This window comes from Massilia sp. Se16.2.3, from assembly GCF_014171595.1.
Lineage (GTDB): Bacteria > Pseudomonadota > Gammaproteobacteria > Burkholderiales > Burkholderiaceae_D > Telluria.
In genome coordinates, this window is sequence record NZ_CP050451.1 from 4,455,612 (window position 1) to 4,479,650 (window position 24,039).

27 protein-coding genes and 3 pseudogenes are annotated in these 24,039 nt (G+C 67.3%); 11 read left to right on the top strand and 19 right to left on the bottom strand.

The features are described 5' to 3' along the window. Positions 1 to 9: 9 nt before the first annotated feature. From G4G31_RS26975 to G4G31_RS20330, 5 genes and pseudogenes are all read left to right on the top strand, one after another. A complete protein-coding gene (locus G4G31_RS26975) occupies positions 10 to 207 on the top strand; it encodes a hypothetical protein (RefSeq protein WP_229425148.1) in 198 nt (65 codons plus the stop codon). Next, positions 204 to 470: a hypothetical protein gene (locus G4G31_RS26980; protein WP_229425149.1), complete on the top strand. Its 267-nt coding sequence runs from the start codon at positions 204 to 206 to the stop codon at positions 468 to 470. Before G4G31_RS26975 ends, G4G31_RS26980 begins: the two co-directional genes overlap by 4 nt. Continuing rightward, positions 386 to 580, top strand: a pseudogene (locus G4G31_RS26985) (insulinase family protein); the annotation flags it as partial. The gene G4G31_RS26980 and the pseudogene G4G31_RS26985, both read left to right, overlap by 85 nt. A gap of 97 nt (positions 581 to 677) precedes the next feature. Further along, positions 678 to 1,457 carry a pitrilysin family protein gene (locus tag G4G31_RS26990; RefSeq protein ID WP_229425150.1) on the top strand — a complete coding sequence of 260 codons (780 nt, stop codon included), beginning with the start codon at positions 678 to 680 and terminating at the stop codon, positions 1,455 to 1,457. A 103-nt stretch (positions 1,458 to 1,560) separates the two neighbouring features. Next, positions 1,561 to 1,809, top strand: a complete 249-nt coding sequence (locus G4G31_RS20330; protein WP_182989131.1) for a hypothetical protein — start codon at positions 1,561 to 1,563, stop codon at positions 1,807 to 1,809. A 9-nt stretch (positions 1,810 to 1,818) separates the two neighbouring features. On the opposite strand, the gene G4G31_RS20335 is transcribed toward G4G31_RS20330, so the two are convergent. From G4G31_RS20335 to rpsO, 16 genes and pseudogenes are all read right to left on the bottom strand, one after another. Beyond that, the gene (locus tag G4G31_RS20335; RefSeq protein WP_182989132.1) at positions 1,819 to 2,778 is read right to left on the bottom strand and encodes a hypothetical protein; all 960 of its coding nucleotides are present in this window, start codon (positions 2,776 to 2,778) and stop codon (positions 1,819 to 1,821) included. 191 nt (positions 2,779 to 2,969) lie between these two features. After that, a complete protein-coding gene (locus G4G31_RS20340) occupies positions 2,970 to 3,515 on the bottom strand; it encodes a hypothetical protein (protein WP_182989133.1) in 546 nt (181 codons plus the stop codon). Then, positions 3,512 to 5,065, bottom strand: a complete 1,554-nt coding sequence (locus tag G4G31_RS20345) for a cytochrome P450 (protein WP_182989134.1) — start codon at positions 5,063 to 5,065, stop codon at positions 3,512 to 3,514. Before G4G31_RS20345 ends, G4G31_RS20340 begins: the two co-directional genes overlap by 4 nt. Then, the gene (locus tag G4G31_RS20350) at positions 4,998 to 5,879 is read right to left on the bottom strand and encodes a DUF6597 domain-containing transcriptional factor (RefSeq protein WP_182989135.1); all 882 of its coding nucleotides are present in this window, start codon (positions 5,877 to 5,879) and stop codon (positions 4,998 to 5,000) included. Before G4G31_RS20350 ends, G4G31_RS20345 begins: the two co-directional genes overlap by 68 nt. A gap of 98 nt (positions 5,880 to 5,977) precedes the next feature. Beyond that, entirely contained in the window at positions 5,978 to 6,619 is a 642-nt protein-coding gene (locus tag G4G31_RS28670; RefSeq protein WP_182989136.1) for a response regulator, read from the bottom strand. Continuing rightward, positions 6,603 to 6,764: pseudogene (locus tag G4G31_RS28675) on the bottom strand (sensor histidine kinase); the annotation flags it as partial. The pseudogene G4G31_RS28675 and the gene G4G31_RS28670, both read right to left, overlap by 17 nt. 45 nt (positions 6,765 to 6,809) lie before the next feature. Continuing rightward, positions 6,810 to 7,400, bottom strand: a complete 591-nt coding sequence (locus tag G4G31_RS28680) for a histidine kinase dimerization/phospho-acceptor domain-containing protein (protein ID WP_308621792.1) — start codon at positions 7,398 to 7,400, stop codon at positions 6,810 to 6,812. 187 nt (positions 7,401 to 7,587) lie between these two features. After that, positions 7,588 to 7,884: pseudogene (locus G4G31_RS28685) on the bottom strand (response regulator); the annotation flags it as partial. A 23-nt stretch (positions 7,885 to 7,907) separates the two neighbouring features. After that, positions 7,908 to 9,158, bottom strand: a complete 1,251-nt coding sequence (locus tag G4G31_RS20370; RefSeq protein ID WP_229425649.1) for a sensor histidine kinase — start codon at positions 9,156 to 9,158, stop codon at positions 7,908 to 7,910. A gap of 76 nt (positions 9,159 to 9,234) precedes the next feature. Beyond that, positions 9,235 to 10,266 carry an ATP-binding SpoIIE family protein phosphatase gene (locus G4G31_RS20375; protein ID WP_182989139.1) on the bottom strand — a complete coding sequence of 344 codons (1,032 nt, stop codon included), beginning with the start codon at positions 10,264 to 10,266 and terminating at the stop codon, positions 9,235 to 9,237. Then, a complete protein-coding gene (locus G4G31_RS20380; RefSeq protein WP_182989140.1) occupies positions 10,254 to 10,721 on the bottom strand; it encodes an anti-sigma regulatory factor in 468 nt (155 codons plus the stop codon). Before G4G31_RS20380 ends, G4G31_RS20375 begins: the two co-directional genes overlap by 13 nt. After that, positions 10,718 to 11,077, bottom strand: coding sequence for an STAS domain-containing protein (locus G4G31_RS20385; RefSeq protein WP_182989141.1), 360 nt, complete (start codon positions 11,075 to 11,077; stop codon positions 10,718 to 10,720). Before G4G31_RS20385 ends, G4G31_RS20380 begins: the two co-directional genes overlap by 4 nt. A gap of 15 nt (positions 11,078 to 11,092) precedes the next feature. Further along, positions 11,093 to 11,959 carry an STAS domain-containing protein gene (locus tag G4G31_RS20390; protein WP_182989142.1) on the bottom strand — a complete coding sequence of 289 codons (867 nt, stop codon included), beginning with the start codon at positions 11,957 to 11,959 and terminating at the stop codon, positions 11,093 to 11,095. Positions 11,960 to 12,174: 215 nt separating this feature from the next. After that, positions 12,175 to 13,365 carry a hypothetical protein gene (locus G4G31_RS20395; RefSeq protein WP_182989143.1) on the bottom strand — a complete coding sequence of 397 codons (1,191 nt, stop codon included), beginning with the start codon at positions 13,363 to 13,365 and terminating at the stop codon, positions 12,175 to 12,177. A gap of 146 nt (positions 13,366 to 13,511) precedes the next feature. Next, positions 13,512 to 15,614: a polyribonucleotide nucleotidyltransferase gene (gene pnp / locus G4G31_RS20400; RefSeq protein ID WP_182989144.1), complete on the bottom strand. Its 2,103-nt coding sequence runs from the start codon at positions 15,612 to 15,614 to the stop codon at positions 13,512 to 13,514. Positions 15,615 to 15,814: 200 nt separating this feature from the next. After that, on the bottom strand, positions 15,815 to 16,084 hold the full coding sequence (gene rpsO / locus G4G31_RS20405; RefSeq protein WP_182989145.1) for a 30S ribosomal protein S15: 270 nt from the start codon (positions 16,082 to 16,084) through the stop codon (positions 15,815 to 15,817). A 195-nt stretch (positions 16,085 to 16,279) separates the two neighbouring features. Between rpsO and G4G31_RS20410 the strand changes: the two genes are divergently transcribed. Together G4G31_RS20410 and G4G31_RS20415 are read left to right on the top strand one after the other, a co-directional pair. Beyond that, entirely contained in the window at positions 16,280 to 16,765 is a 486-nt protein-coding gene (locus tag G4G31_RS20410; protein ID WP_229425151.1) for an outer membrane protein assembly factor BamE, read from the top strand. 77 nt (positions 16,766 to 16,842) lie between these two features. After that, positions 16,843 to 17,622: a hypothetical protein gene (locus G4G31_RS20415; protein ID WP_182989147.1), complete on the top strand. Its 780-nt coding sequence runs from the start codon at positions 16,843 to 16,845 to the stop codon at positions 17,620 to 17,622. 34 nt (positions 17,623 to 17,656) lie between these two features. Here G4G31_RS20415 and pssA read toward each other — a convergent pair whose 3' ends face one another. Both pssA and G4G31_RS20425 read right to left on the bottom strand, forming a co-directional pair. Then, positions 17,657 to 18,508, bottom strand: a complete 852-nt coding sequence (gene pssA, locus G4G31_RS20420; RefSeq protein ID WP_182989148.1) for a CDP-diacylglycerol--serine O-phosphatidyltransferase — start codon at positions 18,506 to 18,508, stop codon at positions 17,657 to 17,659. Positions 18,509 to 18,978: 470 nt separating this feature from the next. Beyond that, on the bottom strand, positions 18,979 to 19,746 hold the full coding sequence (locus G4G31_RS20425) for an SIMPL domain-containing protein (RefSeq protein WP_182989149.1): 768 nt from the start codon (positions 19,744 to 19,746) through the stop codon (positions 18,979 to 18,981). A 652-nt stretch (positions 19,747 to 20,398) separates the two neighbouring features. Between G4G31_RS20425 and G4G31_RS20430 the strand changes: the two genes are divergently transcribed. Continuing rightward, entirely contained in the window at positions 20,399 to 21,103 is a 705-nt protein-coding gene (locus tag G4G31_RS20430) for a GMC family oxidoreductase N-terminal domain-containing protein (RefSeq protein WP_182989150.1), read from the top strand. Between the two features lie 235 nt (positions 21,104 to 21,338). On the opposite strand, the gene G4G31_RS20435 is transcribed toward G4G31_RS20430, so the two are convergent. Beyond that, positions 21,339 to 21,530, bottom strand: coding sequence for a hypothetical protein (locus G4G31_RS20435; RefSeq protein WP_182989151.1), 192 nt, complete (start codon positions 21,528 to 21,530; stop codon positions 21,339 to 21,341). A 233-nt stretch (positions 21,531 to 21,763) separates the two neighbouring features. Here G4G31_RS20435 and G4G31_RS20440 point away from each other — a divergent pair, with 233 nt between their 5' ends. From G4G31_RS20440 to G4G31_RS20450, 3 genes are read left to right on the top strand one after another with little or no spacing between them, the layout of a single operon-like run. Beyond that, positions 21,764 to 21,955 carry a GMC oxidoreductase gene (locus G4G31_RS20440; RefSeq protein ID WP_229425650.1) on the top strand — a complete coding sequence of 64 codons (192 nt, stop codon included), beginning with the start codon at positions 21,764 to 21,766 and terminating at the stop codon, positions 21,953 to 21,955. Between the two features lie 10 nt (positions 21,956 to 21,965). Next, a complete protein-coding gene (locus G4G31_RS20445) occupies positions 21,966 to 22,604 on the top strand; it encodes a hypothetical protein (protein WP_182989153.1) in 639 nt (212 codons plus the stop codon). Between the two features lies 1 nt (position 22,605). Then, on the top strand, positions 22,606 to 23,697 hold the full coding sequence (locus G4G31_RS20450; RefSeq protein WP_182989154.1) for an AraC family transcriptional regulator: 1,092 nt from the start codon (positions 22,606 to 22,608) through the stop codon (positions 23,695 to 23,697). The last annotated feature ends 342 nt before the right edge of the window (positions 23,698 to 24,039 follow it).

A 24,039-nucleotide genomic window follows, 5' to 3' on the forward strand; every position in this document is an offset into this window, starting at 1 on the left:
AGCGCATCGATGAACAAACTGATGCTGACACTGGCGATCTCGATGATGTTCGCCCCCGCCGCCTTTGCCGCGCCTGCCGCCGATGAAGCACAGTCCAGCGCGAAAGCCGCCGCACCGGCAGCCAAGCTGGCCGCCATGCCCGCCTACGGCAGGACAAGCCGATCCCGACCCCGAAGATCGCCAAGAAGACCCTCGCCAACGGCATGACCGTCTGGGTGGTGCCGCGCCGTGGCCTGCCGCGCGTCGACTATGTGCTGGCCGTGCGCGGTGCCGGCTTTGCCGCCGACGACAGCGCCCATCCCGGCTTTGCCAACCTGCTCGCCGGGATGATCAACGAAGGCAGCGCCAAGCGCGATTCGCGCGCGATCGCCGAAGCGGCCCGGGCATGGGCGGCTCGGTGGCCGCCGGCCCGGCGTCGGACGGCATCGTCGTCCAGGCCAATGCGCTCGCTTCGCAGGCTGGCCCGATGATGGCGCTGCTGGCCGAAGTGGCGCGCACGCCGAGCTTCCCGGAAAAGGAAGTCGAACTGACCAAGGCCAACGCGCTGCAGCAGCTGCGCGCCGCCGAGGCCACGCCGCGCTTCCGCGCCGAGCGCGCCATCAGCCAGGCCGTGTACGGCCAGCACCCCTACGGCCACCCAGCCGACCGCGGAAGCGATCACCTCGACGACGCGCGAGATGATGGTGACCGAACATGCGAAGCGCTTCCGTCCCGACCGCGCGCTGCTCGTGATCACCGGCCGCATCAGCGAGGCCGAGGCGATGAAGCTGGCCCAGGCTGCGTTCGGCGACTGGAAGGCCGAAGGCGCGGCACTGGCCGACGTGGCGGCCCCGAGCCAGCCCGCCAGGCCGGCGCGCATTTTGCTCTCGCGCGCAGGCAGCGTGCAGTCGACCATCCGCGTCGGCGGCCCCGGGATTGCCGCCAGCGCCGACGAGCAGGTGCCGCTGCGCCTGGCCAGCACCATCCTCGGCGGCGGCTTCTCGAGCCGCGTGAACATCAACCTGCGCGAGCAAAAGGGTTATACCTATGGCGCCTCGGCCGGCGCACGCATGAACCGTGCGGGCGGTGCCATCGTCGGCGGCGCCGATGTGCGCAACGAAGTCACGGGTGCGGCCCTGCTTGAATACCTCAACGAGTACAAGCGCATCGGCAGCGAGATGGTGCCGGCGGACGAAATGACGATGAACAAGCGTTATGTCGCCGGCGGTTACCTGATCAGCAACCAGCTGCAGGGCGCGGTGGCCGGCACGCTGGCGCAGAACTGGCTGGTCGGCCTGCCGGCGGAATTCCTCGGCCAGTACGTGCCGCGGATCCAGAAGGTCAGCCCGCAGCAGGTGCGCGACGTGTCGAAGAAGTACTTCGCGCCGGAGTCGCAGTCGATCGTCGTGGTTGGCGATCCGCAGGCAGTGAGCGCCCAGCTCAAGCAGTTCGGCGAATTCACCGTCACGGAAAAGTAAGGCTCGTTTTGCTCCCTTCGAACGCCCGCCTCGCGCGGGCGTTTTTCGTTGAGGCGTCGGCAAGCAAGGGTAGAATACGGCTTTTGCCCCCTCCCCTGCCGCCATGGAACCGCTCGACCAACGTTATCTCGTCCAACAGAACAAGCTTGCCGACGACGGCAGGAAGCCGCCCGTGTTTGCCAAGGTCATGCGCAGCAAGGAAGGCAAGTTCGAGGGCGTCTCCTTCATCCGCAACAAGGAAAAGGCCACGGTCATGACGATCGAAGAGGCGCAGGAAGTGATCGACTGGGCCAACCGCAAGAAGGAAAACGCGCGCGAGTACGCGACGAAAATCATCTGCCTGGGCCAGTAAACAGGCCCGCTACTGCAGCATCGCCAGCGCTGGCCGCCCGCGCAAACCGGCAAGCACTGTCCGCACCGGCAAATGGCAGGCCAGGTCGGTGTTCGTATGGTGCCAGGCTTGCGCCGGGCGCACCTCCACGGTGATCGCCGGGTCCGAATTCATCGCGCCGAACCAGTCGAGTTCTCCCATCACGTCGATGATGCGGCGGTAGCGCGGCGGCATGGCAATGGCCGCCGAGATCGTGACGATCGCGGTCTCGGCCAGGTCGCCGTCCATCCCTGTGCCCTGGAGCGCATACAGCGCTTCCGAAATCACCAGGTTGCCCTTCGAATGCCCGGTCAGGAGGGCGAAGCGGAAACGCCGGTCGGCCAGCAGCTGGCACAGTGTGCGCGTGTCCAGGCTGGTACGCGCCAGGTTGAAGGGCCGCGGATGGGTGATCTCGAAGGCGGTGCCGCGCGTCAGGTCGTCGAACTGCTCGAACAGATGGCGCACGCGGTTGAGCGTGCCGAACCAGTACCAGCCGCCCGCCGCTTCGGCGAGCATGTCGGCCAGGCCGTAGCCGGATACCAGCGCCGCCACCGGCTCGCCGAACGCGTCGGCCACGTTGCGCGCGAACGCCGCCGTTCCCAGCGCCGAACTGCCGACGCCGGCCACCGCGAGGATGCGCATGCCGGTTCCGCCGCTGGCGGCGAAGTCCTCGATATCGGGACAGATGCGCAGACGCCCGGCCTGCGATGGTGGCACGATCAGGAGCGCTCCCTCGCGCGCCAGCCAGGGCGCGACGGCAGCCGCCTCGGCAGGCGTGATCACGCCGATGTCGTAGAACAGCGCGTCGAGCGTGGTGTTGCGGCGCCGGTAGCCTTCGAGCACCGCTTCGCGCCAGGGCGCCTTGGCCTGCACCACCTCGGCCGCGGAATTGCGGCGCAGCTGCGCCGATGCGAGCACGAGCGGCGTGCTGTTCCTGCCTGCGTCTGCCATGACGGTCCCCTGGTCGTTGCGGGCCATGGCAATCCGCGGGCCCGTTCGCTTAAGAGCCGGGCGCCGGCCGAAAGTTCACGGCCGCGCTCCTCGGCGGGCTGCGCGTCCTCAGGGCAGGAAGCCGCGCAGGTTGTCCAGGTAAGCGTCGGGGATGACGACCGGATACAGCAGGCCGCCAAAGGCCGCCAGGATCAGTCCGGCCACGACAAGGCCCAGCACGGCGCCGGCCTGTCCCATGCGTACGCGCGTTGCGGCAACGACGCGCCCGCGCACCAGCAGGTGCAGCGCGCCGGCCAGGTGGACGAACAGCGCCAGCACCGCCAGGCCATAGTAGGGCACGAAAAAAAATGGAAAGGCGCCAGGTGCAGGCCGGCCGCGGCGTAATGGAAGTTGGTATCGAGCTTGAACACGAAGCGCCCCGCCAGGACCGAGGACACATGCACCAGCAGGAAGAAGGCCAGGTAGGCGCCCGAAACCGCCTGCATGCGCAGGAAGGGCGGCATCGGCCCGCCGCGGCGGCGCAGCAGGAATGCCAGGCCCGTCCCCACCTGCACCAGCACGCAGGCCAGCAGCAGCGCTTCGACGGCCGGCACCCGGGTCAGGCCACGCACCGCGTCCATGAAGGCGATGTGGCTGGCGACGCCGTCCAGCGCGGCGAGATGGTTCGCCAGGTGCACCAGCGCATACAGCGCCAGCACGATGGCGCTGCCGCGATGGACGCGGCGCAGGCCGTTCATGAGGCGGCGTGGAAAGGACAGGCCCCTGCGCCCGCTGCGGCAGCGCGAACTGGCACCGCTGCCGGCTGCCCGCTCGACACGCGCCGTTCCAGCAGCAGGCGCAGCCCGCCGGCCGGCCGCATCGTCACGCCCATGCGCGGCACCGGGACATCCTGGCCCGGCGCCGGGCGCAGGGTGAAGCGCTGCAGCAGCATGGCCAGCGCCAGCGTCATCTCGACCGTGGCGAAGCTGCTGCCGATGCAGACGCGCGGGCCGGTACCGAAGGGCAGGTAGGCGCCGCGCGGAATGCCTTTCGCCGCCTCGCCGGGAAAGCGGTCGGGGTCGAAGTGCTCCGGTTGCGTAAACCAGCGCGCGTCGTGATGCGGCAGCACCGACAGGATCGAGACCACGCTCCCCTGCGGCACCAGCCAGTCGCCGATGCGGACGTCGCGCGTGGCGCGGCGCGCCAGCACGCCTGGCGAGGGCGAATACAGGCGCATCACTTCCTTCACGACGCTGCCGAGACAGGGCAGTTCCGCAACATCCCGGTAACCGGGCACGCGATTGCCGAGCACCCGGTCGACTTCCTCCGTGGCACGCGCCGCCACGTCGGGATGCGCGGCCAGCGCCCAGCCGGCCCAGGTCAGCGCCGCCGCCGTGGTCTCGTGGCCGGCCAGGAAGGTCGTCATCAGCTGGTCGCGCACGCCATCGTCGCCGAGCATGGCACCGCGCTCCTCTCCCTCCCCTTCCTCGTCGCTTGCCGCCAGCAGCATGCCGAGCAGGTCGTCGCCCAGGTCCGGCGCGGCGCGGCGGCGCCCGATGTGGGCACGCACCAGGTCGTCCAGCAGGGCCAGCGCCGCGCGCTTCTCGTTGCGTCCCGGGTAAGGCAGCCAGCCGGGCAAGGCGAAGGGCAGGAACATCTCGCGGTAGCCGGCATCGACCAGCGTGCGCACGGCGCGCTCGACTTCGCGCGTACCGATGCCGTGGTCCGCGTCGGCAAAGCGGGCGCTGAACATCGTGCGCAGGATGACGTCCGCGGCCAGCATGTTCATCGTGTGCTCGAAGTCGACCGCGCCGCCGGGCAGCGCATCGAGTGTGCCCGCGATACCGTCCGTCATCCGTCCCGCGTAGGCATCGAAGCGCCGCGGATTGAAAGCCGGCTGCAGCATGCGGCGCTGCCGGCGCCACTCTTCTCCCTCGGAGACGAGCACGCTCTGGCCGTGCAGCTGGGCCAGGATCTCGACGTGACGTTCCCAGCGCACGAAGGCGTCCGCCTCCTCGACCAGCACCGCGCGGATCTGGTCCGGATGCCGGAACGAGTAATAGGGAATGTGGCCCAACTTCACGTACACGGCGTCGCCATGGCGCGCATGCTCATCGCGCCAGAAGCCGAGGAAGTCGCGGCCCATGCGGCGCAGGCTGCGCATGCCGAAGGCGTGGTCACGCGGGCCGGGGGCCGTGTCGTCGGGGGTGTCGTCAAGCGGGTCGTCAGGTGTGTCTTCATCAAGGGGGAGCTCCAGTCGGTAGATCCAGTCGGCTTCTTCCAGCGCGACGTCGCGCGCGAGCTGCATCGGCGTGCGTCCGGTCTCGTTTGCAATCGCGGACCATGTGCGACTGGTCCGCGTAGTCGTTGGCGAGCGCGTGGTCGGCCATGTCGACCTTGCGCCCGGCGAAGTAGGCGCGTTGCGCAAGCAGGAAGCTGCGCTGGCCACGCCACAGGCGCAACGTGGTCTGGAGGCTGGCGCCGGCCTGGCGCAGCGCCACCCGCTGCAGCTGGCGCGGGCCTACCCCAAGGAGTTTGCTGGCCAGCGCCAGCGTGAGCCGGCCGCCGAGGCGGCGCATGCGCGTCCAGACCGGCAGCGCCGCGGCCTGGCCGTGGCGGGCGACGAAGTCCTCGATGGCGCGGCGGCGCGCGTCGTCGTCGCCCGCCGCGAATACGGCGTCAAGCAGTGCCGTGGCATGCACGGGCAGCACCTCGAGGGCGTCGACGAAACGGTTCTGCAGCGCCGCGAGGTCGACCCCGAACAGCGCATGAAAGGCATCCGGGTAGAACATGGCGATGAAGGCGTGCACGTCTCCCTCGTTCTCGCTGGCGAAAGGCGCCGTCTGGCAACCGCCGACCGCGCAGCGCGCGACCGGCCGGCGCACGGTATCGCCGCCATGCGCGACGATGTCGACGCGGCCGTCAAGGAACCAGTTGATCGAACAGTAGGCGCCGGCCGGAAAGCGGTTCAGGCGCGCCGCCCCTTCCAGGCCACAGCCGCGCGCATCGCGGGCGATGAAGGCATAGACGAAGCCGGCCGCGCCGGCGCCGGGCAGCCAGATGCGGGTGACTGGTGAGCGCAGGCTCGGACGGGCGGCGTGGAAAGCGGTCGGATGGCGCATGAAGCCATTCTAACCGTGTCAGCAAGGCAATATAGAACAAAGGCGACATGGCCGCCCTCGCTTCGCCCCCCCATCCACCCAAGCGTCTGGGAACAGCTTCAGAGCAAGGGGCGGCCAGGCGCGCTAGCCGCGCAGCGCCTTTTCCAGGTCTTCCAGCTCGGCCGGCTTGACCGGTGCGCATCGAAGCCCGCCTCCAGCGCGCGGCGGCGGTCTTCGGGCGAGCCGTAGCCGGTGTGCGCGACCAGGCGGATATGGCGCAGCTGCGGATGCTGCTTCAGCATGCGCGCCAGCTCGTAGCCGTCGGCGCCGGGCAGGCCGATGTCGAGCACGATCACCTGCGGCTTGTGCTCGAGCGCCATCGCCTCGATGCGGCCGGCGTCGAAGGTGGTCCAGGTTTCGTGCCCCATCTCGGCCAGCAGGAAGCCCATCATCTCCATCGCGTCGACATTGTCGTCGACCAGCAGCACGCGCAGGCCGGCGGCGCTGCCCGTTTCCGGTTGCGCCTCGCTGTCGGCGCAGTCGTTGCGGCTGGTGCGCAGCACCGGCAGTTCGGCCGTGAAGGTGCTGCCCATCCCGATGCCGGGGCTTTCGGCGCGCAGTTCGCCGCCATGCATCTCGAGCAGGCGCGATACCAGCGACAGGCCGATGCCCAGGCCTTCGGGTGCGGTCCGGCGGCACCGCCGCCTGCGCGAACATGCCGAAGATGCGCGGCAGGTTGTCCTCGGCGATGCCGATGCCATTGTCGCGCACGTCGATGCGCACACTGTCGCCGTCCGGGGTGACTGCCAGGCCGATCTCGCCGCCCTTGGGCGTGAACTTGGCGGCATTGTGCAGCAGGTTGCCCACCGATTGCGCCAGGCGCACCGGGTCGCCCGCGATCCACACCGGCAATCCGGCTGCTGTACCGGAGATGGTGCTCGCGCGCGCCGATCAGGGGCGCGGCGGTCTCGATCGCCTGGGCGATGACGGCGCCAGGTTGACCTCTTCGCGGCGCAGCACGATCTTGCCTTCCGAGATGCGGGCGACGTCGAGCAGGTCGTCCACCAGGTGCGCCAGGTGGTCGACCTGGCGCAGGATGACTTCGCGCGCCCGCGCCTGGCGCTCGGATCCGCTGTCGGCCGTCACGCCCAGCAGCGCGGCCGCGTTGCGGATCGGGCTCAGGGGATTGCGCAGCTCGTGCGCCAGCGTGGCGAGGAACTGGTTCTTGTTGGCGTCGGCCGCGCGCAGCAGCGCTTCCATTTCGCGGCGCGCCGAGATGTCGCTGGTGACGCGGGCCACGCGATAGACCTCGCCACGGAAGTTACGCACCGCGAACAGGCGGTCGCGCACCCAGCGTGTGGCGCCGTCGGGCAGCACGAGGCGGAATTCCTCGTCGTAGTGCGGCTGGGTCGCCAGCGCGGCCCAGCGCCCCTGCATGCGGGCGCGGTCGTCCGGGTGGACGGCGTCGAGCCAGCTGGCATGCTGGCGCCGCAGCGAGTCGACGCTGCGGCCCCAGATGGCGGCGTGAGGCCGGGCTGACATACCCGAGCGCGCCGTCCGGCGCCGAGAACATCCAGAACACGTCCTCGATGTTGTCCGTCAGCTGGCGAAACCGCTCCTCGCTCTCGCGCAGCTCGTCCTGGGTCTGGCGCATGCGCAGCAGCGCGTTGACGTTGGCGATCAGCTCGTCGGCTTCGATGGGCGCGGCCAGGTAGTTGTCGGCGCCCCCTTCCAGGCCGCGGATCTTGTCGGCGCGCCCGGTCAGCGCGGCGGAGGTCTGCAGCACCAGCACGCAGTTGGTGTCGGGATCGGCCTTGATGCGCCGGCACACCTCGATGCCGTTGATGTCGGGGAGTTTGACGTCCAGCAGCACCAGCGCCGGGTCTTCCTCGCGCACCATCGCCAGCGCGTCGGTGCCGCTGGACGCCTCGAGCACCCGGAAACCGGCACTTTGAAGGATGCGTGTCTTGGCGTAGCGGGCGCCGTCGTTGTCGTCGACGTTGAGGATGAGTGGATTGACAGTCATGGTTCGGCTTTGTCGGGCGCGGCTCAGGAATCGAGGTGCGGCGGATGGGGGAAGCGACGCGGCAGCGTCAGCGTGAAGGTCGAGCCGACGCCGGGACGGCTGGTGACGTCGACGCGCCCGCCCAGCAGTTCGGCCAAACGCCGGCACAGCGGCAGGCCCAGGCCCGTGCCCTTGCTGCGCCGCTGCAGGGGATTTTCCACCTGAGTGAATTCCTCGAAGATCAGCTGCAGGTGTTCGGCATCGATGCCGATGCCGGTGTCGGTCACGGCAAAGGTGATCGTACCGGGCGCCTCGTCGGCGCTGGCAACCACGCGCACCGAGCCGCGCTCGGTGAACTTCAGCGCGTTCGAGATGAAGTTGCGCAGGATCTGGGACAGCATGCCTTCGTCGGAGTCGAACGGCGTGTCGATGCCGCCGTTGTCGAACACCAGCTCGACGCGTTCGGCATCGACCAGCGGGCGCATCATCCCGCGCAGGGCGCGGAACAGGTTGTCGACCACCACCGGCGCCGGCTGGGCTTCCACCCGGCCCGCTTCGATCTTGGCCAGGTCGAGCAGGTCGTTGACCATCTCCGACATCTCGGTGGCGGTGCGTTCGATGAACAGCACCTGGCGTTCCTGCTCGGGCGTGAGCTCGCCGTCCATGCGGTCGAGCAGGAGCTTGGACAGTGCCCGGATCGACGACAGCGGCGTGCGCAGCTCGTGGCTGGTATTGGACAGGAAGCGCGACTTCATCTCGTCGGCGCGGCGCAGGCGCTCGGCCTTGTCCTCGATCTCGGCATACAGCGCGACGATGCCGCGGTTGGTGTCTTCGAGTTCGCGCGTGAGCGAAAGCAGGTCTTCCTGGCGCTCGCGCAGTTCGGCCAGGGTCTCGACCAGCTCGCGGTTCTGCTGCTGCACTTCCCGGAACGAGTTGGCAACCGGCGTCGCCGCCAGCTCGGCGGCGATTTGCGCCAGCCGCGCCGCGCCCACAGCTTGCTGGGGCGGCAGCGTCTTGCGCATCCGTATCGCCGGCTCGTCCGCGCCGCCACCGGAACAGGCGTCCATCAGGCGGTGCGCCGTCACCACCGCGGCATCGGCGAGCGCGGCCGCTTCGCTATAGGGCGGCGGGACGCACGAAGCCGACACCGTCACCTCGAGCTGCTGGCGCGCGTGCTCGTCCAGCAGGGCAAACGTGACCCGTGCCGCCGCCCCGCCGTGGCAAGCCGCGCGCGCCACTTCCGACACCGCGGTGGCGATGCGCACCTGGTCCTGCTTGGTGAAACCGAGCACCATCGACACCGGCGTGCGCGCTGGCGCACCAGCACCACGTCCATGTCGCGTTCGACCGCCACGACGAGGATGCGCTGGCTCATGCGCGCCTCGCGCGGCGGCGCACGACGAGCACCATGGCATCGTCGCGGCGGCGGATGAAGTCGCGCATCAGCACCGCGGCCACCAGCGCCGGACTGCGCGCGAGCAGGCCCGGGTATTTGTCCAGGTCCCACTGGGTCTGGATGCCATCCGAGTGCAGGATGCACAGGGCGCCCGGCGGGCATGGCACCGAAAACTCCTGCACCTTGCGCATGTTGTGGCCGACGATGCCGTTGTGCGAGACCAGCGCACGGCGGCTGTCGCCGTCGATCACATAGGCGCCGATATTGCCCACGCCGGCAAAGCGGATGGTGTCATGTTCGAAATCGATGCGGGCGGCCGCCAGCGCGGCGCCGCGCGTGACACGCAACGCATGGTGCGCGGCCTCGACCAGGGCCCCCGGTTCCGATTGCGGACGGTGCGCCAGTTCCGCCAGCGCGGCCCGGGAAGCCGCGGCCGCGTCCGGCCCATGGCCGAGGCCATCGGCGGCGAGCAGGGTGGCGCCGGTCGGGCCGCAGGATACGCCCCAGCCATCGCCGCACTCGTCTTCGCCGACCAGCGGCACGGTCAGGGCGCCGACATCGACCCGGCACAGCCCGGGACCGGCCTCGTCGCGCCACAGGCGCATGAAGAACAGGGCCCCGTTGCCGGGCACGGACCAGACGTCGAACTCGTCGGACAGGCGTCCGAGCGCGCCCAGGCCGGTGCCTGCCGTGCCCGCCGTCGACATGCCGTCGCGCAGGCAGGCATCGAGGTCGGCGATGCCGGGGCCGTTATCGACAGCGAGCACGTCGACACCGGGCACGCCTTCGGACTGCGCCACGTTCAGGTAGAGCGTGCCCTCGCCCGCATGCTTGAGCAGGTTGGTGCCGGCTTCGGTGACGATCAGCGCCAGCGCGCCGGCCCGGGTCTCGCTGAAACCGAGGTTCGTGGCCAGCCTCTGGCCGGCGCGGCGCGCCGCCGCAATGTCGCTGGCGTGCACCACAGGGAAGCTCAGCTGGGTGTCGCGCGAAGTAATCAGCGTTTCCATTTCACGACCGCGATCGCGGTTCCCTCTCCCGTGCGGGTGTCGATGGCGAATTCGTCGACCAGGCGCTTCGAGCCGCCCAGTCCCAGGCCCAGGCCGCCGCCGGTGGTGTAGCCGTCGCGCAGCGCCAGGTCGAGGTCGGGGATGCCGGGGCCGGCATCGACGAACACGAGGCCGACACCGCTACGCAGGCCGTCGACGAGCTTGTCGAGGTGGACGGCCCCGCCGCCGCCATACTTGATGACGTTACGGGCCAGTTCGCTTGCCGCGGTGATCAGCTTGGTCTGGTCGACCAGCGACAGGCCGATGGCGACGGCGCGTTCGCGCACGTGCCTGCGCAGCCCGACGACGTCCTCGTCGCCACGCAGCGGCAGGCTCGCACGCTCGACGCGGTAGCGCGCATGATGGTCGAGCAAGTGGGTGTCGAACGCAACTGCGGAATCAGTCGCTGAACTCATCTATTCAGGTTCTTTCCGAGCAGGGCCATGCCTTTCTCGACGTTCAAGGCGGTTTTCACGCCGTGCAAGGTCAGCCCCAGCTCGACCAGGGTGATGGCCACCGCCGGCTGCATGCCGACGACGACGGTCCGCGCGTCGAGCACGCGGGCCATGGCCGCGGTATTGCTGATCATGCGTCCGATGAAGGAATCGACCAGGTCGAGTGCCGAGATGTCGATCAGCACACCCTTGGCGCCATCGCGCACGATACGCTCGGTCAGGTCGTCCTGCAAGGTCATCGCCAGGCGGTCGTGCATGTCGACCTGGATGGTGACCAAGAGCAGGTCGCCCATCCTCAGGATAGGAATGCGTTCCATGTCGTTCCGCTTCGATCAGTGCTTGTTGGTGACGACAACCGAGGTGCCGGTACGCTCGAGCGCTACCAGGAACGCGTCGGCCAGGGTCGCCTTGGTGACCACGTCTTCCAGGTTCACGCCCAGGTGCACGATGGTCTGCGCGATCTGCGGACGGATGCCGCTGATGATGCAGTCGGCGCCCATCAGGCGCGCGGCGGCGATGGTTTTCATCAGGTGCTGGGCAACCAGGGTGTCGACCATCGGCACGCCGGTGATGTCGATGATGGCGATCACGGCGCCGGTGTCGACGATCTTTTGCAGGATGTTTTCCATCACCACCTGGGTACGGGCCGAGTCGAGCGTGCCAATCAGCGGCAGCGCCAGGATGCCGTTCCACAGCTTGACGACCGGGGTCGACAGTTCCAGCAGCTCCTGCTGCTGGCGCACGATGATCTGGTCCTTGGCCTTCTGGAACACCTCGATCGTGTACAGGCCGAGCTTGTCGAGCAGCATGCTGATCGACCAGGATGCGGCGGCCAGCGCGCCGGCGTCGTCGCCCAGGCCGGCAGCCATCTGGCTGAACAGCGCCTGCTTCAGCGAAAAGACGAAGGTCGCCGTTTCGCTCGGCGTGGAACCGGTCTTGGCACGGTTCGACGAAATCTCGGCCAGCAGGTCGCGCGCTTCATCCCACGAACGGTGCTCGATGTTTTCCAGCTCGCCGGCACGGGTCGCCTGGGCGAACACCGACAGGAACTGCTGGCAATGGGTACGCAGCTGCTCCTTCGCGCTGGCGCTGCCGCGCATGGTCAGCGCTTCCAGCTGTGCAATCCACTGCGAACCGATCTCGGCTTCGTGTTCGGAGATGAGCTGGCTGATGCGGGCGGCGTTGTCCTTCGTGGTCATCGATTCGTTCCTTGCGTCGTCGGTAGAGGGAGTGCTGCCCGAATCGCACACGAGCAGTTCCAGATTAAAGAATTATTAACTATAACACTTCTTGCCCTGGATTCACGTGACACTTCAGCCGTGCGCGGGTAGCGCGCCATGCGGCGGGCATGAAAAAAACGCCGGGCTCGCGCCTCGGCGGTTCCTTGTAAAGCCGGGTTCGGCGCAGCCCTTTGTCACAGGCCCAGGCTGGCCAGCTCCGGGAAGCGCGACACGCGGTAGCGCACTGGATAGGTGTCCGGCTCCGGCGTCATCAGGTGCCCTGCCGCTGCCACGACCTGCTCCCAGCCCACGATGCCGGCGTGGTGGCCCTTGCCCCCCTCGTCCAGGCGCCCGAACGCGACCCGGTCGGCGCAAGGCAGCAGCGTCTCCACTCCCTCGGTCCAGACCGTTACGCTGAACAGGCGTTCGTCGTCGCCCTTGTAGAGCATGTAGCTCGCCACGAACAGGTCGACGCCCTCCTTCTCGTAGTGCTGGTCGAGCAGGTGCTTCTGGTCGGCATAGTCTTCCTGCAGCGCCTTGCGCCGCAGGTCATCCAGGGCGCGCGCGACCTCCTCGTCCTCGGGCACGAAGCGCTCGGCGCGGCCATCGATGAACGCGTACATCACCGTCGACACGCGCCGTCCTTCATCGTCGATCGCCATGCCGGCGCAGCGCACCAGCTCGAGCAGGTCCTCTTTCGTGCGCGAGGCCGAAAGCAGCATGCGCCCGCGCGTGGGAATCATCGCCACCGGCTGCGTGCCGGCCACGCGGTGCACGAGGTCGGGCAGCAGCAGCCTGGACGAGTCGTAGGCATCGTTCCAGTCGCTGGCGAACAGGGCCGGCGATATCTGGACGAATTTCTCGGCGCCGAGGTCGCGCAGGTTATCGAGCGCAACCGCGTTCGCCTCGGCGACCGCCACACCCCATTCGACGAGCTGCCCGGCGCCGAGCACGTGCGTGACGTGTTCGCTGTCGTAGGCCAGCATCAGCACCGTATCGTCGCTGAAGGCGGTCGTGGCAAAGCCGCCCTCGGCGCCGCCGCGTGCGGGCGCAGGTCCGAGGCCGGCCGCCTGCTGAAAGGCGCGCGTGCGCAGTACCGGCAGCAGGTTGCGCCGGGCCGCGGCGAAGGATGCGGGAATCTCGTTACGAACGAACAGATTGGCATACTTGGCCATCACGTTCGCCCGTCCGGCACGGCTTGCCTGGCAGTAGTCGTGATAGTAATTGTGCAGGTTGACGACGTTATCGCTGCCCATGAGGATGCGGAAATTCGCTTCGTCGAACTCCATGGGGCCGTCGAATCCGCGCTTCCTGGCTTCCTTCATGACGATGTCCGCGAATGCGGCGGGAGTTGGTTTGCGCTTGAAAAAGTCCAGGATTCCCACGGCGTGCTCCGAAATGACGATAGCCCGGCAGTCTAGTGGCTTGCCGCACCGCCGTCCATCGAAGCATGGCAAAAACAAAAAACCGCCAGGCTCACGCACTGGCGGTTTTTGGTTTCAACAGCGGCAGCACCGCTTGCGAAGACTGGTTACTGCGCCGCGCCTTCCACAGGATCGGCAGCCTTCATCGACAGCTTCAGGCGGCCGCGCTCGTCGGTCTCGAGGACCTTCACGCGCACTTGCTGGCCTTCCTTGAGGTAGTCGGCGACGGCGTTCACACGCTCGTTGGCGATCTGCGAGATGTGCAGCAGGCCGTCCTTGCCAGGCATGACCTGCACGATGGCGCCGAAGTCCAGCAGTTTCAGCACGGTGCCGTCGTAGGTCTTGCCCACTTCGACCGATGCGGTCAGTTCTTCGATGCGGCGCTTGGCTTCCTGGCCGGCGGCAGCGTCGACGGACGCGATGGTCACGACGCCTTCGTCGGTGATGTCGATCTGGGTGCCGGTCTCTTCGGTCAGCGCGCGGATGACGGCGCCGCCCTTGCCGATGACGTCACGGATCTTGTCCGGGTTGATCTTGATCGTGATCAGGCGTGGTGCGAAGTCCGACAGTTCGGTCTTCACGCTCGGCACGGCCTTCTGCATCTCGACCAGGATGTGCTGGCGGGCTTCCTTGGCTTGCGCCAGCGCCACCTGCATGATCTCCTTGGTGATGCCCATGATCTTGATGTCCATCTGCAGGGCGGTGATGCCCGCGGTGGTACCGGCGACCTTGAAGTCCATGTCGCCCAGGTGGTCTTCGTCACCCAGGATGTCGGTCAGGACGGCGAACTTGCCGCCTTCCTTGATCAGGCCCATGGCGATGCCGGCGACGTGCGCCTTCATCGGCACGCCGGCGTCCATCAGTGCCAGGCAGCCGCCGCAGACCGATGCCATCGACGAGGAACCGTTCGATTCGGTGATTTCCGACACCAGGCGCACCGAATAGCTGAACTCTTCAGGCGATGGCAGCGCTGCAACGAGTGCGCGCTTGGCCAGGCGGCCGTGGCCGATTTCGCGGCGCTTCGGGGTGCCCACACGGCCGGTTTCGCCGGTGGCGAACGGAGGCATGTTGTAGTGCATCATGAAGTCGTCGGTGTACTCGCCCATCAGCGCGTCGATCTTCTGGCTGTCGCGGGCGGTGCCGAGGGTGGCGATGACCAGCGCCTGGGTTTCGCCGCGGGTGAACAGGGCCGAACCGTGGGTACGCGGCAGCACGCCGGTACGGATAGCGATCGGACGCACGGTGCGGGTGTCGCGGCCGTCGATGCGTGGCTCGCCGTCCAGGATCTGCGAACGCACGACCTTGGCTTCCATGTCGAACAGGATGTTGCCGACTTCGGCCGCATCGGCGCTGACGCCCTGCTCGGCCAGCTGGGCCATGACTTCCGACGACAGCGATTTGAGCTTCTGCTGGCGCGCCGACTTTTCGCGGGTCTGGTAGGCGTCGCGGATCTTTTCCGAGGCCAGCTGGGCCACCTGGCCGATCAGGGTTTCGTTCTTGGCTGGTGCGCTCCACTCGACTTCCGGCTTGCCGCCTTCTTCGACCAGGGCGTGGATGGCGTCGATGACGGCGCGCATCTGCTCGTGGCCGAAGACGACCGCGCCCAGCATGACTTCTTCGGACAGCTGCTGCGCTTCGGATTCGACCATCAGCACGGCCGTTTCGGTACCGGCGACGACGAGGTCCATCTGCGAGGTCTTGAGCTGGGTGGTGCTCGGGTTCAGGATGTACTGGCCGTTGGCGTAGCCGACGCGGGCGGCGCCGATCGGGCCATTGAACGGGATGCCGGCGACGCACAGGGCGGCCGAGGCACCGATCATCGCAGGGATGTCCGGATCGATTTCAGGATTGACCGACAGTACGTGGATGATGACCTGGACTTCGTTCAGGTAGCCTTCCGGGAACAGCGGACGGATCGGACGGTCGATCAGGCGCGAGGTGAGGGTTTCCTTTTCGGAAGGACGGCCTTCGCGCTTGAAGAAACCGCCCGGGATTTTACCGGCAGCGTACGTTTTCTCGATGTAATCGACGGTCAGCGGGAAGAAGTCCTGGCCTGGCTTCGCGTCTTTCTTCGCGACGACGGTAGCGAGCACGACGGTGTCTTCGACGGACACCATGACGGCGCCGCTTGCCTGACGGGCGATTTCACCAGTTTCCAGGGTGACGGTATGTTGGCCGTACTGGAAGGTTTTCGTAACTTTATTAAACATGGGTAATCCCTTTCTATTTGCCGACAGATTTTCAGGGGCTGTCGTTCACCTCTCACCACGCACGGCCAACGAAGTTCCCGCCAAGGGCGCCTCGCAGGCCGCTTATTGCCTTACAAAAACAACAAACGCGCAAACAAAAAATGCCCGCGACAGTCAAACTGACGCAGGCATTTCTTTGACTAAACCGTCTGGCGCAAAAATTACTTACGCAGGCCGAGTTTGGCGATCAGGTCACGGTAACGATTTGCATCCTTACGCTTCAGGTAAGCCAGCAGGCTCTTACGACGGTTGACCATCATGATCAGGCCGCGGCGCGAGTGGTGGTCTTTCTGGTGGGCCTTGAAGTGGCCGTTCAGTTCGTTGATGCGTGCGGTCAGCAGTGCGACCTGGACTTCCGGCGAACCGGTATCGTTCTGGGCACGTGCGTTATCCGCGATGATCGCGGACTTGTTGATGTTTTCTACGGTCATGATGTTACCTTTCACATGCGGTGCAAGAGTCGGAACCCAGCGCACCGTGATTATGTTAAAAAAACCTGCCCTTGCGGACAGACCCGCCAGTATATGCGAAAACGGTGGGCGCCACCAGCCTTTGCGAAGGGTTGGCGGCCGCATCCTGGGTTGTCGATGTGTTTTCGGGGGCGTTTCATGCAGAACCTGACAAGAATGGCAATACTATGCGGCGCGTTGGCCCTGGGCGGCTGCAGCGCGCCGCTCTTCCGCCAGGCACCGGCCGTGGGCGATCCGGTCGCCAGCGTCACCGCGAAGATGGGGCAGCCGACCAACGTGTATCCGCTGCCCGATGGCCAGCTGTTCGAATACGCCACCGGACCGATGGGCCAGTTCACCTGGATGGCGCGCATCGGCGCCGACGGCCGGCTGCAGTCCTATGAACAGGTGCTCACTGGCGAGAAGTTCGCGGCCATCAGGATCGGCAAGGCCACCAAGGACGAGGTGCTACGCACTGTCGGGCGCCCCGCGGAGCATTCGCGCGTGGCCTCGCACGACTACGAAGTGTGGTCCTACCGCTACCGCGAGGCGGGCGTATGGAATTCGCTGATGCACGTGCACTTCGACGCGCACGGCGTGGTGCAGCAAATGCTCAACGGCCCGGACCCGTTGTTCGAAGTGCGCGACAGGAACATGTGGTGAGCCAAGGTTCTTGCTCTATGCAATTTTTTACATATGCATGATCTAAAGGGCAACAACGGCACGTATACTGCCGTGCCATGAACCTGGCACACCCATCGCCGCAAAAACAGCGCTACCTGGCCGGCATCGGCGTCTCGCTGGCTGTCCATGGCCTGCTGATCTCGCTCTGGCAACTGTCGAAGCCACCCCGCGTCCATGAGAACAGGGCGGAGACCGCCATGCTGCTGCGCCTGATACCGGCGCCGCTGCGTGACCAGAGCGTGCAGCGCACCCCTGCCCTGCCCGCCTCGCCCTCGACGACCAGGGGCGGGCGAGGCCCGCAGCCGCGAACACGCCCGCTACAGGAAGACCCGCAGCCGGTTGCGATCGCGCCAGACACGTCGGCGGCGTCCGCGCTACCCCCCCCGCCAGCAGCGCCAGAACCGGTGGCGCCCACCGCGCCGGGCGGCAGCGTCCTCGACAGGGCACGCGCCGCCGTGGGTGACATCGACCGCGACCTGCGTAGCGAACGCCCGCGGCGCGGCATCGAAGCGCCGATCGAGACGAAGCAGATGAAGCTGGAACGAGGGATTGCCCGGGCTGCCGAGCTGGCGCCGAACCGCTGGTACCAGGCAGCGAAAACCGAGGAAATCCTCGACCCGGGCGGCTATGGGCGCAAGCGCTACCGCGTGGTGGGCGCCGCGGGTACCTATTGCGTCACCTACGAATCGCACCATGCACCGGACGGCATCGATTCGATGAGCCGCGGCCTGAAGCCGAAAATCACCAGCTGCGAGGAAAGCGAACAGCCGGCAAGGTCCCAGAAATGGAACGACGCGCCCCCGCCCTCGACCCGGCGTCCGCCGCTACGGAACTAGCAAACGCGCCGCTCCACCGGGAGCGGCGCGGCATTTACGCAACCGGCTCGTCGTCGGTCGGGATGATCGATACTTTCTTGCCGCGCGCCCGCTGCAGCACGAACACGACATAGCCCGACAGGCCATAGACGACGAAGATCGGCCACAGCACCTTCGGCGGATCGATCGCCACCAGCGCGAAGCCCAGCGCGATCAGGAACACGACGATGAAGGGCACCGACTTCTTGAAGTTGACGTCCTTGAAGCTATAGAAGGGCACGTTCGAGACCATCGTCAGGCCGGCGAACACGGCGATGCCCCAGCTCACCCAGTCCACCTGGCGCGCGCTGACGTTGATGTCCGGGTCGATCATCATCATGATGAAGCCGACCACCAGCGCGGCCGACGCCGGGCTGGGCAGGCCCTGGAAGAAGCGCTTGTCGACCACTTCGATATTCGTGTTGAAGCGCGCCAGGCGCAGCGCGGCGCCCGCGCAATAGACGAAGGCCGCGATCCAGCCGAGTTTCCCCAGCCCCTTGAGCGACCACTCGTAGATCACCAGCGCCGGCGCGGCGCCGAAGGAGACCATGTCCGACAGCGAGTCGTACTGGGCGCCGAATTCCGACTGGGTATTGGTCAGGCGCGCAATGCGTCCATCGAGGCCGTCGAGCACCATGGCGACGAACACGGCCCAGCAGGCGTACTCGAAGCGGTGGTTCATTGCCATCACGATCGCATAGAAACCGCAGAATAGGGCCCCGGTCGTGAAGGCATTCGGCAGCAGGTAGATGCCGCGCCCGCGCGGTCCTTGCTTGTCCTCGGCGCGGCGGCCGAAGCGCCTCAGGCGGGAGAAACGTGGCGTCCGGGGCGCACCTGCGGTTTTCTTGCGTCGTGGGAAGGCTGGCATAAAGTTCCGTATTCAAATGTTCGCGCAACAGCGCCGTTCTCCGCATTATAGAGGCGGGAACGGCTTGTTAGCGAACGGATACTATTGGAACCTCATCGGAAACGCTCCAGGCGCGCGGCCAGGACGCCGGGGCTGGCCAGGAAAGCCCGGCGCCTGCTCCATGCTGGTCATGTACGCCATGCTTTGTTCGTTCCGACGCCAATGTGGCGGCGCTTACTCTTCCGGGAATGATGCACAGACCTTTAGGGTGGGCGGCTCCACCCCTTCGGCTAGCGAACCGGCAAGGCTGGTGCCGCCCACGCGTTCAACCAGCCGGCGATTCGTCGCGAGGTTTCATAGTGTGCTTGCACGCGTGGGCGGCATTCCAGCAGCGGGCGGGCACGCGTTCGGGTTTAGCCGCCCCCCCTACAGTTCTGTGCATCGTTCCTGGAAGACGTCGTCTTTACTGACTGGCATCATGCGCCTGCCGCTCAGCGGAACTTCACCTTTCCCACCAGGCGCATCTGCAGCGTCGTATCGCCGGGCTCGAAGCTCGGTTCCGGCATCTCCCCGCCCCGCGCCCTTGCCTTCATTTCGGGTGCCGCCATCATCGCCATGTCGTTGCGGCCGCCGCCGTAGTTGCCGGAGGCCTCGAAGTCCACCGTCTCGAGCACGGCCTCGCCGGGCTGGCGTCCCATGGCGCGCGCGATCGAGACGATGCGTTCGTTCAGGTTGCGATAGGTCTCGTTGATGCGCCGGTCGTCCAGCATTTTTTCGCTGGCCGGACTGAGGCCGAACTCGATGCCGTCGATCGCCAGCACTTTCTGGGCGGCCGCCGCCATTTTCGGCAGCCCCTCCAGGTTCAGGGTTTTTACCTGCAGGTACTGGCCCACGCGCCAGCCGATCGGCACCGGTTTCAGGGGCGCGCGGCCGGCAGGCAGCGGTTCGACCGGCGGCTCAGGATACACGGGGTAGGTGAAATAGCCCTGGGTTTTCAGTTCCGCCTTCGGATCGAGGCGGCGCACGATCTCGGTGCCCTCCTTCATCTTCCGGTTCACGCGCGCCGCGGCGGCGTTCTTGTCCTTGTCGTGCTCTTCGACGATGAACATGAGGGTCGCCTGGTCGTTGGCGGCGCGCACTTCGCCCACCGCCGGGACGATTACCAGGGTGCCGCTAGTTGCCGGCGCCGTCTGCGCGCCCACCGGGGCGTGGGCGGCCAGCACCAGGGCCGCGATCAGGAAGGTTCTTGGAAGGGACATGTTTTCTCCTTGTTGGTCATGCGGGACAGGCATGACTTATACGATACCGCTCCCGCAACTTCCATCGTGTTTTTGTAATGGAAAGTTGCAAAAGCGTGCGAACGGAGAAAACGGCGCATGCCGATCACGACACACGCGCAGGGCAGCGGCGGGCCGGCGAGCCGCCGATACCCGCACGACAGGCTACTTGAACTTCACCTTGCCGACGACGTCTATTTCCACCGTCGGACGAGACGTTTTTTCTCCATATAAATAATGCAAATTTGCATCATCCATATCTTATCGCCATGGCGACGCCTGTCGGGCTTTTTGTTGGGAACATCGCATTGCCGCCATGCCGATTTCATATCGCTTACGGATTGCCTTCGACTGGCGTGATCGCACCTGGCGCTGTCGCATTCGGACAAGACAGTGGCAAATTCGTCAACTAAATTGGCCGCTCCACTTCACGAGGAGCCCACCATGTCGGACCGCAGCGTCGAACGGCGTCACTTCATGGCTGCATTGGGAACCCTGGTCGCGGGCGCCAGCCTGCCGACCGGTTCGCAAGCGGCAAGCCTGCCCCCACGCACCGCCTTGAGCCGCAGCGCGGGCGAGCTGCGCGATACCTACGACGTGGTGGTTGTCGGTTCCGGCTACGGGGGGCGCCGTCATGGCAGCGCGCCTCGCGACCGGCCGCCGCCTGTGCGTGCTCGAGCGCGGCAAGGAGTGGGCTCCCGGCGACTTCGCGGTCGGCCTGGCCGACACCCTGGCCCAGTTCCGTTCGTCCGCCAAACCCGATGGCTTGTTCGACTACCGCATTGGCGCCACCGTCGACGTCCTGAGCGGCAACGGCATCGGCGGCACCTCGCTGATCAACTGCGGCGTCGTGCTCGCGCCCGACCGCGACGTCTTCAACCGCTGGCCACAGGCGATCCAGAACCGCCTACGCCAGCGGCGCGATGGACGCCTACGAGACACGGGTACGCACCATGCTGGGCGTCGACAGCGTCGTCGAGGGCGATGCCCTGCGCAAGAACTGGTTTCACCTCTCGAGCGCCAAGGCACGCCAGCGCCGGGGATCGCCGTCACGCCACGCGCCATGCCGATCGCCGTCAACCTGCGCCGCTACCGCGACGCACCGAATGCGCAAGGCGTCTGGCAAGCCGCATGCACCGGTTGCGGCGACTGCGTCACCGGCTGCCGCGTCGGCGCCAAGAACACCCTCGACGTCAACTACCTGCCGCTGGCGCGCAGCGCCGGCGCCGAGATCTTCTCGCGCATGGAAGTCGACTGGATCGAGCGCCTGCCTGACGGCCGCTGGCGCCTGCACGTCCTGTACCGCGCCGATGGTGGCGCCACGGTACAGCGCCGGTGATTGCCGCCAGCGTGGTGCTGGCCGCCGGCTCCCCGGGCAGCACCGGGATCCTGCTGCGCTCGCGGGCACGGGGCCTGGCACTCTCGCCCGCCCTCGGCACCCGCTTCTCGACCAACGGCGACCTGCTCGGCCTGGCCTACAACACGGCCATCCAGACCAACGTCATGGGCTTCGGCACGGCCCCCGCGCCCTTCGGCGAAGCCAGGGTTGGCCCGACCATCACGACAGCGGCCGACTACCGCAAGCCAGGCACCGCGCTCGAGCAGCGCTTCCTGATCCAGGACGCCGCCATCCCGAGCGCGCTGGTCGACGCGCTGCGCGTCAGCCTGCCGCTGGCGGCCGGGCTGATGCCGGAATTTGCCGCGACCCAGCGGATCGCCCGCGACGCGACCGCGCGCCGCACCGACGGCGCCCTGAACCACAGCATGGTCTATCTCGGCATCGGCCACGACAGCGCCGGCGGCAGGGTCGAACTCGACAGCGCCGGCAACCCGCGCGTGGTCTGGCCGGGCCTGGCCAAGGAGCCGTTTGTCGCGCGCATGCGCGCCGAGATGACCCAGCTGTCGCAGGGGTTTCAATGGCAAGTTCACCGACAGTCCGCGCACCAGCCCGATCTTCGGCGGCGCGATGACGACCGTCCATCCGCTGGGCGGCTGCCCGATGGCCGACCGGGTCGAGGACGGCGTCGTCAATGCCGACGGCCAGGTCTTCAATCCGCATGGCGGCGCGCAGGCCGTGTACGCGGGGCTGCGCGTGATCGACGGGGCGATCGCGCCCGCCTCGATCGGCGCCAATCCCTTGCTTACCATCGCGGCGCTGGCAGAACGCGCCGCCGACCACTATCGCCTGTGAGGAACGGATCATGAAACGACTTCTGATACTGGTTGCAATGCTGGTGCTGCCTGTTCTGGCGTGGGCACGCGGCCTGTCGTTCACCGAAGAGATGCATGGCTACGCTTACCATGGGGGCGAATACCGCAAGGTGAGCGTGTATTTCGACATCGTCATCAAGGACATCGACGCCTGGCGCAGCAACCAGAACTACGCGGCCACCGTCAGCGGCAAGGCGGTTCTCGATCGCCTGCCCGCCGTCCCCGTCACGGGAACGCTGCAGATCCTGGCACCTGCGCCGGGCGCGAATTTGACAGGTGATCCGGGTCGCCTGCTGACCTATCGCTTTGCCGGCCCCGGCCTGCAGTTCGTCGGCGTCAAGCACGTCTACAACAACGCCGGCATGGACATGATCGACGACATGACCACGCTGCACGGCGTGTTCCAGGCGGCGGGCCAGCCGCAGCCGACCGTGCAGGAGCTCCTCTACGGCAGCGCCTGGACGTCCGAGCTGCACTTCGAATGGTGGAAGCCGGCGACGATGGCGAGCTTCTCGTTCTCGTTCAAGACCATCGCCACGCCCTGGTACGAAGACCTGGCGGTGCGGATCCTGTTCCTGAAGACGGTGTTCGGCGACCTGGCGAAAACCTTCTTCCCCTGGGCTGTCTGAGGTGAGGGGCACCATCGGATCGAAAGGGATCGGGCGCGGCACGCCCAGCGTGTCGACACTGTATGCCGACGCGCTGGGTGCCTTCCTCGGTGAGCGCGGTTTGCCGCCCGCCACCGCGCCTGCGCGCGTTGGCAGCGATCTGCCCACGCCGCCGCGCCTGTGCGGTAGCAGCTATGACACGCTGATGGGGCGCGCCTCGCGCGAACTGGGCGACAACGCGCTCGGCCTGCGCTTCGGCACCCGCGTGGGCGGCGCCGGCTTTGGCATGCTCGGCATCGCCGCCGCCAGCGCCGCGACCCTGGGCGAAGCGATTCGCCACCTGACCCAGCTCGAATCGATTACCAGCACCCTGGGCCGCGCCACGGTACGCCGACGCGGGGACAAGCTGCACCTGAACTGGCAACCGGTGCTGGCAGTCTCGCCAGCGGTGGTCGAAGGCATCCTGTCCGGCTGGGTGTCGTTCGGGCGCTACCTGCTGGGTGAACACGTCGACGTGGTCCAGGTGTCGCTGCGCCACCGCCGCATCGCGCCGATGGAAATCTACGACGGCGTGTTCGAGTGTCCGGTGCGTTTCGAGACCTGCAGTTATGGCGTGACGATCGCGGCCGAGCTGCTCGACGCCCGCCCGCGCTTTGCCGATCCGGTACTGAGCGCTGCCATCGGCGGCTGGCTCGGACACTGCGCCATCGCCGCCCTGCACGGCCCGGTGGCCGACGGCATGCGCGCCACGCGCCAGGTCGCCGCACTGCTGGGCGGCGCCCTGCCGCTGGCCGATGCCGACGAGGGCAGCGTCGCCGCGCGGCTGGGCATGGGACCGCGTTCGCTGCAGCGCGCCCTGCGCCGTGAGGGCAGCTCGTTTCGCCAGATCCTCAACGCCGCGCGCGCCCAGCATGCCGTGATTGCGCTGATGCGGGGCGAGGCCGCCTTGCCCGACCTGGGCGCCGAGATCGGCTTCGACGAGCAGTCCTCGCTGTGCCGCGCGTTTCGCAACTGGACCGGCTATGCGCCGCTGGCCTTCCGCCAGCGGATGGCGGGCGTGTTCCGGCCGCTGCGCGGCGCGCGGGACGGCTGGACTGGCGGGATGAGCGCATGATGCAGCGTTCGGAAGCAAACCGCTGCCGCTTCGAGCCGGGCACGCCCGCGGGACATTACGAAAGCTATTTCGTGCGCGCCAACCATCCCGAACGCCCGCTCGCCTTCTGGATCCGCTATACCCTGTTCAGCCCCGGGGGTGGCCCGACGACGCCAGCGGCGAGCTCTGGGCCGTCTATTTCGACGGCGAACGCGAACGCATCACGGCGGCCCGGGACTGCTTCCCGCTGGCGGACTGCGAGATCGGCGCCGAGGGTCCCGATCTCCGCATCGGCGGCTCCCACCGGGCGATGCCTGCCTGGTCGGCGGCGCAAGCTGCGGCACCAGCACTGGCGGCACTGGA